Source organism: Sporosarcina pasadenensis (genome assembly GCF_047228845.1).
GTDB lineage: Bacteria > Bacillota > Bacilli > Bacillales_A > Planococcaceae > Sporosarcina.
Window position 1 is genome coordinate 72576 of the sequence record NZ_JBFEGM010000009.1, and the last position, 12358, is coordinate 84933.

At 49.5% G+C, this 12358-nt stretch carries 14 protein-coding genes; all 14 read right to left on the reverse strand.

Features of this window, described 5'->3' with window-relative positions; all coding sequences use genetic code 11:
- Positions 1 to 36 precede the first annotated feature (36 nt).
- Positions 37 to 567: an HAD-IIIA family hydrolase gene (locus AB1K89_RS13175; RefSeq protein ID WP_413055177.1), complete on the reverse strand. Its 531-nt coding sequence runs from the start codon at positions 565 to 567 to the stop codon at positions 37 to 39.
- 26 nt (positions 568 to 593) lie between these two features.
- On the reverse strand, positions 594 to 1292 hold the full coding sequence (locus tag AB1K89_RS13180) for an SRPBCC domain-containing protein (protein WP_413055178.1): 699 nt from the start codon (positions 1290 to 1292) through the stop codon (positions 594 to 596).
- A complete protein-coding gene (locus AB1K89_RS13185; RefSeq protein WP_413055179.1) occupies positions 1276 to 1599 on the reverse strand; it encodes an ArsR/SmtB family transcription factor in 324 nt (107 codons plus the stop codon). The genes AB1K89_RS13180 and AB1K89_RS13185 overlap by 17 nt, the downstream gene beginning before the upstream one ends.
- A gap of 82 nt (positions 1600 to 1681) precedes the next feature.
- Entirely contained in the window at positions 1682 to 1969 is a 288-nt protein-coding gene (locus AB1K89_RS13190; RefSeq protein WP_413055180.1) for a YciI family protein, read from the reverse strand.
- Between the two features lie 359 nt (positions 1970 to 2328).
- Complete coding sequence (locus tag AB1K89_RS13195; protein WP_413055181.1) at positions 2329 to 3120, reverse strand: dioxygenase family protein; 792 nt, start codon at positions 3118 to 3120, stop codon at positions 2329 to 2331.
- Between the two features lie 28 nt (positions 3121 to 3148).
- Positions 3149 to 4264, reverse strand: coding sequence for a muconate cycloisomerase family protein (locus AB1K89_RS13200; protein WP_413055182.1), 1116 nt, complete (start codon positions 4262 to 4264; stop codon positions 3149 to 3151).
- Positions 4245 to 4895: a 3-oxoacid CoA-transferase subunit B gene (locus AB1K89_RS13205; RefSeq protein ID WP_413055280.1), complete on the reverse strand. Its 651-nt coding sequence runs from the start codon at positions 4893 to 4895 to the stop codon at positions 4245 to 4247. The genes AB1K89_RS13200 and AB1K89_RS13205 overlap by 20 nt, the downstream gene beginning before the upstream one ends.
- Positions 4849 to 5574: a CoA transferase subunit A gene (locus AB1K89_RS13210; protein WP_413055183.1), complete on the reverse strand. Its 726-nt coding sequence runs from the start codon at positions 5572 to 5574 to the stop codon at positions 4849 to 4851. Before AB1K89_RS13210 ends, AB1K89_RS13205 begins: the two co-directional genes overlap by 47 nt.
- A gap of 1 nt (position 5575) precedes the next feature.
- Positions 5576 to 6283 (reverse strand): carboxymuconolactone decarboxylase family protein, encoded by a 708-nt coding sequence (locus AB1K89_RS13215; protein WP_413055184.1) that lies wholly within the window; start codon positions 6281 to 6283, stop codon positions 5576 to 5578.
- On the reverse strand, positions 6276 to 7124 hold the full coding sequence (locus tag AB1K89_RS13220; protein WP_413055185.1) for an alpha/beta fold hydrolase: 849 nt from the start codon (positions 7122 to 7124) through the stop codon (positions 6276 to 6278). Before AB1K89_RS13220 ends, AB1K89_RS13215 begins: the two co-directional genes overlap by 8 nt.
- On the reverse strand, positions 7121 to 8668 hold the full coding sequence (locus AB1K89_RS13225) for a 4-hydroxyphenylacetate 3-hydroxylase family protein (RefSeq protein WP_413055186.1): 1548 nt from the start codon (positions 8666 to 8668) through the stop codon (positions 7121 to 7123). The genes AB1K89_RS13220 and AB1K89_RS13225 overlap by 4 nt, the downstream gene beginning before the upstream one ends.
- Positions 8669 to 8791: 123 nt before the next feature.
- On the reverse strand, positions 8792 to 9256 hold the full coding sequence (locus AB1K89_RS13230; RefSeq protein WP_413055187.1) for a flavin reductase family protein: 465 nt from the start codon (positions 9254 to 9256) through the stop codon (positions 8792 to 8794).
- A gap of 272 nt (positions 9257 to 9528) precedes the next feature.
- A complete protein-coding gene (locus AB1K89_RS13235; protein ID WP_413055188.1) occupies positions 9529 to 10875 on the reverse strand; it encodes a GntP family permease in 1347 nt (448 codons plus the stop codon).
- A 3-nt stretch (positions 10876 to 10878) separates the two neighbouring features.
- Positions 10879 to 12015, reverse strand: coding sequence for a glycerate kinase (locus AB1K89_RS13240; protein ID WP_413055189.1), 1137 nt, complete (start codon positions 12013 to 12015; stop codon positions 10879 to 10881).
- Positions 12016 to 12358 lie beyond the last annotated feature (343 nt).

Genomic DNA, 12358 nt, shown 5'->3' on the forward strand with positions numbered 1-12358 from the left:
AAAGTATACAAGTAAAAAAGCATCCTATTTTGGATGCTATACCTTTTGAAGCAGCCACTCCACCGCGTCCAACAAGTTTTCAGCGATGTAATCCGGCTCTATGTCTGCCCATTTATGTCGATAATGGGTTAACGAACTTGGACCCCACCCAGTTAAAACCAGAATTTTTATTGCACCGACTGCATGCGCTGCTAACATATCTGTCGACCCGACATCGCCGATGAAAGCCGTTTTCGAAAGATCTAAACCATGTTTTTTCGCAGCTTCTCGAAGGAGACCCGGGCTTGGTTTATGACATTCGCAGCCTTCTGCAGAACTATGGGGGCATATGAATGCATCATCAAAACCAAATGCCATGAATTCTTCATAAAAATCTTCAATGCTCGCTTGTCCTTTGCTAATCCGGTGCTGGTTTGTACAGGCGAATGTCTTAATATCATGTTCCTTCAATAGCTTAAGAGCTTCTTCACTAAAAGGATAGGGAGTAAAGTCTCTAGGGTGAATAAAATGACCTGTTCCTCCTATTGTTCCATCACGGTCTATGAAGACTCCCTCTAATTTATCCATTTTACTACTCCTATAACTTCCATTACTCACTGCACCGTCTGCCCATAGGGAACAGTCATAAGCTCAATCTCAAACTGTCGGCCATCCCTCATTACGGTAAGCATAATTATTTTGTTAGGCTCTGTTTCTGAAACGATGAGTTCCACGTCATCATAAGAAGCAGTTTCGAGGTTGTTGACACTCGTTATAACATCACCAACTTCAACTAACCCGTCTGCAGGAGTATTCGGTTGAACTTTGACCACTTTTGCCCCGGGAATGCCGTTCGGATTCGTCCGATGCAAAACGCCAATCCAGCTTCTCCAAAAGCGCGAGCGCAAATCTTCATCTCCTTCATAGACACATTTCAAATTTCTCATGAACTGATACGTGCCGAACGACATATTATCCGCTTGCATCATTTTGAAATCGCCCGACCAGATGCCTGTATATTCAATCGACACAACAGATCCGCCATCTTGTGGCACAATCGTCCAAGTAGTCAATTCCTTGTCTTCCCCTTCAAGGACAAGCTTCCGATTTTCCTCAAGTTCAATAATCGTGCCGACATAGCTGACCCCCCAGCCGTAATCGAGACTAACCGTTCCGCCAATACGGATATCCAGCTCGCAATGCCTTGTTTCCCAGCGATTCCGCTCTTCAGGAATCGTCAGCGCTTTCCATACCTTCTCAGGAGAGGCCTTTACAAAAATCTCCCTTTTCACTAAATCAATGACTTTCTCCATCGCTTTCTCCCTCCAAATACGTTTTCAACTTCATCAATTTATTGTCCAATACGCTTCCGATTTCCTGTTGAAGCTTTTCATAATGGGTTTTGAAGTTGTCCCTTTTTAAACGATAAACACGGTACCTCCCCTCTTTCCTCTCCGCCACCAAATCCTCTTCGACTAAAATCGCAAGGTGCTTCTTCAAGGCAGGCTGCGAAATGGTAAATCGATTAACCAATTCAGACTGCGTATATTCATGCAACGACAATAATGTTAGTATTTTTCTTCGTGTCGGATCTGCAATTGCCCGATAAATATCCGTCATGTCTATGCCTCCAAATCATATAACCATTTGGTTATAAATGAAACATAACAAATCGAACGACTGAACGTCAATAAAAATCTGACTATTCATTAAAAATCCCTTCTAACGGCTCCCACGGATAAATCATAGCTTCAAACTTCTTATCAATTACCGCGGGGTCGTTATCAGCAAACCGCTGCGCCTCCTCCATGCTATCCACATCCAGAATGATCAATCCACCCGTATGATCCATAAACGGCCCGCCTGCAATCAAAATCCCTTTCGCCAACGCTTCCCTCACATACTCCCGGTGAGGAACAAGCCCTTGCTCCCAATGTGGCTTTCCTTCTTCCCATGCTTTACCTGTCGTGAAATGAATGACAAATATCATGAATGTACCCCCTTTTCATTCGTTACCAATCTATTCGTCACAACATGGAAAATCCCTTGCATGCGAAATGACAAAAAAAGAGGACTACGGGCGATTGTTAAAATTGGTTATCACCGCTTAAGAGCACTTTATCACCGCTCATGGAGAGTTTATCACCGCTCAGCGGTACTTTATCACCGCTTAGACTATGTTTATCACCGTTCGTCCATATTTGGCGCGACAATGATGCAATCCCGCACAACTATAATCTCGGCAACACACCATTATGACCAACATAACAACTCACGCCAAAATGCCTTTCACCAATCAAGCAATAATAAATGCACACAGCCCCCGCTGTGTGCATCTCCATTCATCTATCAACTATAAACAGGCTTATCCTGTAGGCGCAGCTTGAAATCCAAATGGGCAGTGTAGAAATCAGTCTCCAGACCTTTTTCCGCTCCATCATGCTTCTCCAATTTCGTAATTAGCGTTCCACGAACGCCATTTGCGACATCGTTGTCCAAGTATTGATTTCCTTCGAAGAATACTTGGGAGATCAATGGATCGCCGTTTTGCGGTCTGAATAGGAAGTGGAGATGGGCCGGGCGGAATGGATGGGAGTCAATCCATGTCAGGAATTTGCCTGTCGGGCCGCCTGTTGGAATCGAGTAGTCGCCTGGAACGATCGTTTGCACTTCGAACTTCCCATTTTCATCCGTAAACAGCACCGCGCGCAAGTTTTCGGCAGGAATGCCTTCCGCGAATCCTGAATACTCGCCATTCGCATCCGCCGACCAAATGTCCACTTTCGTATTTGCCAGCGGGTTGCCGTCTACGTCTGTAACGGTTCCACTGAAGAAAAACACGTCGCCCTTTTCATCGTCTCGCATTGGCATAACACCTGGATTTTCGATTTCCGTTGCGTTTTCAAGATAGAATGGTCCAAGGATCGTCGGCTCCGTCCCCTCTACGTTTTTATACATTTCCTGTAAGGCGTGCGTTTCGAAGAACACGTCCATGAACAGCGGAATTTCGCCAGCACGTCCAAGTTCGTCCGCCCAATTGACGAGCGCTTGGTAATCATTATGGTCAAGCTCATGCTCCCGAATTAACTCCTTAAATTTAACGACCATTCCATTGTAAACATCCACCACTTTTTGATTCATCTCTTCATCCTTTCAATATGTGTTTTTATTAGTAATCTCTTGCGTAATGGAAGATTTTCTCCACATCCATCTCCATGCCATAGCCTGGTCCGCTCGGGACTTTCAACTGAAAATCTTCATAGACAATTGCATTTATTGTCACCGTATCCGTGAATAAAAGCGGGCCGAACAGCTCCGTGCCGTACTTCATTTCAGGGATTGTCGAATAGAGATGCGCGGATATGGCTGTCCCAAGCGACGATTCGATCATCGTTCCGCCGTATAGCGAAATGCCTGCCGCTTCTGCGATTGCCGCCACCTTTTTCGTCGCGGTCAAACCTCCGACGTTCGCTGGCTTAACGGAAAACACATTCCCCGCACGGTGCTTCGCCACTTGATAAACCTCCTCGAGCGAACTAAGCGACTCGTCTGCCATGATCGGCACTTTGAACCTTGTCGTCAGACGAGCCATCCCTTCTTTATTCCAAACGGGCAATGGCTGTTCAATCAAATCGATACCGCCATCTTCCAGCGCTTCGATGCAATACATCGCGGTCGTCTCGTCCCATGCTTGATTGACATCGACCCGGACACTCGCCGCGTCCCCGACGGCTTCCTTGATCTTCAGCACGTGGGCGACATTCCGTTTCGGATCGCCCATGCCAATTTTCAACTTGAAAATGTTGTGTCGTTTCGCATGCAAACTTTCCTTCGCCTCTTCAATATCCCTTGACGTCTCCCCACTCGCGAGTGTCCATGCGACTGGCAAAGACGCGTGAATCTGTCCGCCGAACAATTCATGGACAGGGATACCCTTTGCCTTCGCCGCAAGCTCGACTACAGCCGCTTCCACCGCCGCCTTCGCAAACGTGTTGCCGACGACATGCTTGTTAACGGTATGCGAAATCGCATCGAAATGGGCTGCATTGCGTCCGATGACGAGAGGCTTTATATACTTTTCGATATTCATCTTGATCGCTTCCGGCGTTTCCGCACAATACGAAGCACCGCCGATCGTCGCAACTTCCCCCCAGCCTTCCAGCCCGCCATCCCCGGTCACCCGGACGAGGATGATCGTCTGCATGACAATTGTATGCATCGCAAGCTGATGGGGCCGGATTGTCGGAAGGTCGACAATGAGGACATCAAGCGTTTGAATGTTCATAGCTCAAACCTCCCTCGACGAAACGGGCTTCCGTACTTTCCCGCACTTGATCGATCGTTACGCCTGGCATGAGTTCCGTGAGCACTAGCTGTTCATTCACGACAGTGAAAATGGCCAACTCCGTAATGATCATATCGACGCTGCGGGTTGACGTGAGCGGGAATGTGCATGCTTTCATCAGCTTGCTTTTGCCGTCTTTCGTCAAATGGGAAGTTGTCACGATCACTTTCTTGGCACCTACGAGCAGATCCATCGCGCCGCCGACTCCGATAATGCTTTTTCCGGGAATGGCCCAGTTGGCAATGCGTCCGGTTTCATCGACTTGCAGGGCGCCGAGGATCGCAACATCGACATGTCCGCCGCGGATCATCCCGAACGATTCTGCACTGCTGAAAAACGAAGCACCGACCCGTTCGCCGACCGGCAATTTTCCTGCGTTCACTAAGTTCGGATCCTCTTCCGCCGCATCCGTTACGCCTAACAAACCGTTTTCCGTATGAAAGTGGATGAGATCGTCTTCAACGTACTTCGCGACGATTGTCGGGATGCCGATGCCCAAGTTCACGACAGAAGGGCCTTTCAGTTCATTGGCAGCACGCCTCGCAATCAGCTCTTGCACATTGTTTTCGATGGACGACACCTTCCTTCGTCAGGATTTTCTTCGCAACGATCAGCCTGTCGACGAATAGATGCGGCGTGACGATTTCTTCCGCAGACAGCGCTCCGGCTGCAACAATTTCATCTACTTCCGCAATGACGAGATCTGCGGCGGTCGCCATGACCGGGTTGAAATTCCGGGCGGTCTTGTAATAGAGGAGATTGCCGAGCGTGTCCGCCTTATGTGCGCGGATCAGCGCCACATCCGCTTTCAATGCCTGTTCGAAAACATACGGTTCCCCATTGATTTCCCGAACCTCTTTCCCTCGCGCGAGCTCCGTTCCGACGCCGGTCTTCGTATAAAAGCCCCCGATTCCGGCACCACCCGCACGCATTGCTTCCGCAAGCGTCCCTTGGGGCAACAGCTGCAAGTCGATTTCCCCACGCTGAAACGCTTCGCCGACTTCCCGGTTGCTCGTAAAATAGGAGCCGATCGCTTTTTTTATTTTCCTTTGACGAAGCAGTACACCGAGCCCCTCGCCCGCTTCGCCGAGATTATTGCTTATGATTGTCAGCCCATCGACGTCTTTCCCCGTCAGACCTTCAATCAATGTGAGCGGCGCGCCGACGAGCCCGAAGCCCCCTACCATGATTGTCATCCCGCTTTTGATTGCCGAAAGAGCATTTTCAACCCGTTCATAGACGATGGCCATATTAGCCGCCCCCTTCACGCAAGGAATCGCTCGCCTCGAACCAAGCCGGGATACCCGCGGTCAACAGGCAGATAAGTCCAACTTCCGCCAACTCTCCTTCAGTCGCCCCATTCGCCCGCGCCTTCTCCATCCATTTCCCAGCTTCCGTTCCTTGCAGGCAAGTACTATGGATGCCGACCATCAGCAGAGATTTCATCTTCGCACTGACGTTTCCATTTACTAACAGTAAATCGTTACACAGTTCCTCCGGCGCCTTCAATATATTCGATACAAACCATGCATCCTCTTCATCTAAGATGGAGATAAAATAACTTAACATATGCTCGTTACAAACCCCATAAGGCAGCTGTCCTTCCGGCAATCCTTTCAATGAAAGTGCATACTTCACGGATTGGATGCCGGTTTGCATCGAATTGAGCCCACCATACCGGTACGCGACGAGCAAATACTCGATCAGCTCTGGAATCGTAGCCCCGCCCTCGATGGCACCTTTGGTATGATAGAGCATGCTCCGCTCGTAGCATCTTGCTGCATTGATTCCAATGAGAAGGAGGTCTTTTTCCTTGCCGGATAAAAGCCCGTCCCCCATGATGGCGCTGCGCAAGCCCGTGTAATGATCAAGCGCATCCGGTCGGTAGGCATGCATTTTTCCGACCCACCCAGGAACTGCGCCATATACTTCCTTGAAGTAAGCCAATCCTTCACTCATCCAAGATCACCCCATCCAAGAAATCGCGGATTGCCGCCAAAATGTCATCCTGTTTTTCAAAGACCATCGTGTAATGATTGCTATCCGAATTGAACGTTATCAGTTTCGATGTGTGTGTTTTCGTCTCTTCGTAATCGGCATCCGTGAAGAACGGAGGGAACGATCCAATTCCCCCGTCCGCCTGGATAAGCAACGTTTCGCAAGCGATTTTTCCCATCACTTCGATCGGGTTGAAAAAATCAAAGCTCGCAAAGTCGTCTTCGATATTTTCATACGCCGATTTATGCATCCACCCGTTGCCCGTTCCGTGGATTTCATACTCCACAATTTCTTGTACGGCATCGGTCCATTTGATGCCGAGCCGTTTGTAAAGTTGCCGTAGCTCCTCGACATACGCCCGTTTGGATTCATACGTCTTCCGAAGCCTCCCGAGCGACGGCCTGACAATATCGTGCTGGCGTCCCGACATCCGTGCGGCGCCGTCCAGCAAGACAAGCCCTTTCACCGATGGCATTTCGCTAGCCACTAGTGCGGAAATGAAAGCGCCCATTGAATGGCCGAGCAAAATCGGGTCTTTTATTCCCATAATGGCAATCAGTTCCTTTATGTCCTCGGCATGAGAAAAGATGGAGGCGACATCCATCCCCGAACTGTCGCCCCTTCCCCGCAGATCGCAGGCGATGACTCGATAATCGCCCTGCAAGCTTTGCGCATAATGAAGCATGTTCTTATGTGTGCCGGTAAGACCATGAAGCGCGATGATCGTCCCCTTTTCGCCCGGGTAATCGACGATTTGCAAATAACGCCCTTCCAGTTCCACTTTGTATTGTCGTTTTGTCATTCTTTAAAATAGCTCACATCGTCCGGATTGATCCACGTATCGTTCGTCCAGCCGTTCAGATCGTAGTCATTCAAGCACTCCTCGGCGAACTTCTCGAACTGGTCGGCTTGCCCGCTCATATTGGCGACGACCAAGTTTTCGAGCCGGATGTTTTCGTGGTTGCCGGAGTAGTTGCGCTCATACAATTCGTGCCTGCCGCCATATTCCGTCCCGAGGGCATCCCACAGTAATTTGATGAGCTTGATCTTTTCTTCTGCTCCGATACCGTATGAACCTCGATAGAGTTTATCCAACAGCGGGCGTAGCTCCGGATTTTGGAAGTCTCTTGAGCTGGACGGTTGTGCAATAAGGCTACCAGCGACGACGTTCTCGATGATCTCCTTCACTCGCGGCCACCCTTCGGACATGAACATCCGGTACGCAAGCCCGTAATTCAAATTCGGCAGCTTCGTCCCGTTCCGTCCTTCATCCGGATTCAACGCCATTGCGTCGCTCAGCGCCCAGAACATGTTCTTCCAGGCAAGCACCTCGCCGACATTCACTTGGACGCCGCGGAATTGGTCGGAACCGTTCATTTTGACGGCTTTTAGCAATAAACCGGAAACGAAGTCTAGCTTAACCGCGAGTCTCGTCACGCCGTGGAACGTGAATCTATGGAGGAAACCGCTGTCCGCGAAAAAGCTGTTCGCTTTCTCTACGTCTTTGTAAATGATGATGTTCTCCCATGGAATAAGCGCGTTATCGAAAATGAGGACCGAGTCGTTTTCATCGAAGCGGCTGCTCAATGGATAGTCGAACGGGCTTCCCATGACGGCGGCGTTCATTTCATACGACGCACGGCTGACAAGCTTCACGCCCGGTGTATCCATCGCCGCCACGAAAACAAGTGCGAACTCCTCCTTCGTGATCGGCGCAGCGCCGTAATGGGCGACAAAGTTATAATTTGTCAATGCAGACCCCGTCGCGACCATCTTCGCCCCGCTGACGATGACCCCCTGCTCCGTCTCCCCGACTGCCCTGACGAAAATGTCAGCCACAGCATCGAGCGGCTTATGCCTGTCCACTGGCGGATTGATGATCGCATGGTTGAAGAACCAATTCCGCTCCTGCGCTTCTTTGTACCATCGCCGCGCATTGTCCGCGTATTTCCCATAGTAATCCGGGTCCGCGCCGAGCGTTGCGAGGAATGCCGCCTTATAATCCGGCGATCTTCCCATCTGCCCATACGTCAGGCGCGCCCATTGCGCAATTGCGTCACGGGACTCCAATAAGTCCTGCGCACTCTTGTCCACACGGAAATACTTCTGCGTGAAACCGCCATTCCCCGTATCCGTCTCGACCGTCAAAACGTCCTTCGTCTTCTCGTCATGCAGCGCATCATACAGCCGTGCGATCGACCGCGCAGCATTCCGGAAAGCAGGATGCGTCGTCACATCCTTCACCTTCTCGCCATGCAGCCAAATTTCACGTCCGTCCTTCAAGCTTTCCAAATACTCCTTGCCTGTTAAAGGCAATACCGTCTTCTTTTCCTGTTCAACTGGCATGAATTCACTCCTCCTTGTCCCATTACACCTATACGTATGCCTGTCTCATAGGAAAAATGCCGATTGGAATTAAAAATGGCTGGCTCTCCGATAGAACTATCTACCGAAAACCAGCCATTAACATTATTGTGGTGCCACTTTCATGAACTTTCCGCCATAAAAGGCAAGCGGATTCCCATCTTCATATTCAAACCGAATTACTTTGCCGACAACTAGCACATGGTCACCGCCATCATACTCCGCCCAAGGTTCACATTCGATATAGGCGAGCGACCCTTTAATCCGAATGCCATCCCATTCAAACGGTGCGGGATCTTGAGCTCTGCCTGCAAAATGCATCGCCGTGCCCTGCTGGCTCTCCCGTAAAATATTGACCGTGAAATGATTATTCTTCAAATATGGCAACGCTTTCGTCCTCCGATCCACCGACACGAGCACAAGCGGCGGATCAAGCGAAACCGAAGTGAATGAATTGGCCGTCATCCCATGCTTCCCTTGAGCATGCTTGCATGTCACGACCGTCACCCCCGTCGCAAACCGCCCGAAGCAATTCCGCAGCTCCCGTATATCCATCGTCGATTCACCCATCCGTTCATCCCCTTTCCAGTAAATGTTGTATGCTGAAATTGCTCAAATGGACAACTCTTGCATTTACTATATGCATGCAATTGGCCGGCATATGCTGATGGGGGTTATCACCAACTCGCAACATTATCACCGCTCACGGAGAGGTTATCACCACTTAGATGACCTTTATCACCACTCAGGCGATGTTTATCACCACTCAAGCAACTTTCACCACCGATTCGACCATGCCCATGCAAAAGCGCCGATTCCCCTAAAGGAATCAGCGCTTTCCATCAAACTAATATCATCCAAAGAACCATCGTAACGACAATCGTCGTCACGCCTTGCAGCAATGTCGCCATCGTCTGCGCCTTATACGCATCCGTCACTTTCATACCGCTGAACTCCGTGACGACCCAGAAGAAGCTATCGTTCACGTGGCTCACCGTCATTGCACCCGCACCGACCGCCATGACGATGAGGGCAAGTGGGATTGCTCCCTCGATTCCCATCGCCGGCAACAACGGAGCAACCAACGTCGACGTGATGACCAAAGCCGCAGTTGACGAACCTTGCGCCGTTTTCAAAGCAGCCGCAATGATGAACGGAACGAGAAGGAAGAGTGCGCCGCCAGCCAATGCATCGAAATTCATTTCACCGATTAAATCGGCGACGCCAGAATTCGAAATGACTCTTCCGAACGCACCGCCCGCACCAGTGATGAGCAATATCGGCGCCGCTTCTTTCAGCCCTTCCCCGATCCACTTCGTCAACGTCTCTTCATTCCATTTCGGCAACAACATGAACGCTGCAAGAACACCTAATAATAAGGCCACTGAAGGCGCCCCTAAAAATTGAAGGAAGTTGTTGAACCCGCCATCCGCCATTGTCAACTTCGCAACGGATCCAACACCGATCAGGACGATTGGCAAAACGATTGGCAGAAACGCTTTGAACGTCGATGGCATTTCGCCGAACGACTTAACGATTTCATCATAATCAAGACCGTTATCCTCAACGTCTTCCGGAACGGAAATTTTCGTTCCGACCCTTACTGCCCATAAATAACCGACAATGACAGCAGGAATGGCGACGATAAGGCCGATCAGAATAATCGTACCCAAATAATCTGCCGCATTAATATTACCAGCCGCGGCAATCGGACCCGGCGTCGGCGGCACTAACGTATGCGTTGCATAAAGCCCTGTTGCAAGCGCAACAGCCATCGACGCAATTGCAACTTTCGCCCGCTTCGCCAAAGCTTTCTTCAAGCTGGATAAAATAATGAATCCCGAATCGCAGAAAACTGGAATCGATACGATATATCCGATAATGGACATCGCCAATTGAGGACGCTTCTCCCCAATCAGGCGTAGCACAACTTCCGCCATCCGAAACGCAGCTCCCGATTTCTCCAAAATGACACCGATAATCGTACCCGCCACGATAACGAGCCCGATTCCCTTCATCAATCCTCCGAAACCTTCGTTCACATTATCTACGACGGTCAACAGCGGCATGCCGGACGTGATGCCGACGAAAAACGCTCCCGCTAACAATGATAAAAACGGATGGACCTTGAACACAGCTGTCAGTACTACGATGAGGACAACACTCAACGCAATCATTGCAAACAACATTCCCTACACCCCTTTTTCTGTAATGAACTCCATCACCTTTTTTGTCTTCTTGCGCAAAAGATTGAAAGCATCTGCAATCGCTTCTTCCACGGACACATGTTCATCCATGATTGCGTGGACTTCCGTAAAGAGCGGCGTCAATGCATCACGGCTTTCTTCATCCACGGCTCCCGAAATTAGAATGACCGGCTTCCCTTCCCGATGCGCAACCTTCGCAATGCCGAATGGCGTTTTTCCGGAAAACGTCTGCATATCCGTCTTCCCTTCGCCCGTGATGATCAGATCCGCATCTTTCACATGCTTCTCAAAATCAATCGCTTCAAGCACGACATCGATCCCTTGCCGCATTTCACAATTGAAGAACGCTTGGAACGCACCTCCCGCTCCTCCGGCGGCACCTGCACCCTCTTTCGAATGAAGGGCAATGCCCGTTTCCTTTTCAATCGCGTCGGCGAATTTCCGCAAATTCCGGTCAAGACTGTCCACGTCAGCTGGAGACGCCCCCTTTTGAGGTCCAAAAACAGCCGATGCACCGTCGCCGCCGACAAACGGATTTTTCACATCACTCGCTATTAGAAACTCACTTTCCGCAATGCGAGTATCCCAATTTTCACGATCAATGGAATGAATATGCTCGAGTCCGCCTCCCCCTTTCGGCAGTTCAATCCCTTCTTTATTTAACAGACGCATGCCGAGCGCTTGGAGGATTCCCGCTCCTCCGTCATTCGTTGCGCTTCCTCCGAGGCCAATGATGAATTTTCGATAACCATTGTCCAATGCGTGTTTGATTAATTCACCGGTGCCGTAGGAAGAGGCGGCAAGAGGATTCTTTTCATTTTCCTGTAGCCTCATTAGTCCTGATGCTTCAGCAATTTCGATTGCACACGTCTCGCCGTCTCCAAGAATGCCGTATGTTGCGCTAATCGGCCTGCCAAGCGGGTCTTCCACACTTACCGACACATATGTCCCTTTTGTCGCATCGACCAAGCTTCTCATTGTTCCTTCCCCGCCGTCTGCTGCCGGCAGCAGCACAGTCTGGATATCCGGATCGACATCACGTATACCTGCAGCCATCGCCTCGGCGGCTTCGATTGCTGTCAAACTTCCTTTAAACGAATCAGGTGCTACAATCACCTTCATCAAAGCACCTCCTAGACTAATAAAACGCTTTCATTTTATTATATGTTTTGAAAACAAAAATACATTATACTTGATGTATAAGTTTCACGTGAAAACGAAAGTGTTTTTTATACATTGGGGTGGTTTTTTGATTACGAAGAAGCTGGCAGAGGAAATCGTGGAACAGACGATGTTCAGGTTGCTTCTTCGATAGCTGTCAAACTTCCTTTAAACGAATCAGGTGCCAAAATCACCACTATGGGAAGCACTTCGAAATTGATTGATTAAGTTAAAACGCTTTCATTTTATTATATGTTTTGAAAACAAAAATATATTATACTTGATGTATAAGTTTCGCGTGAAA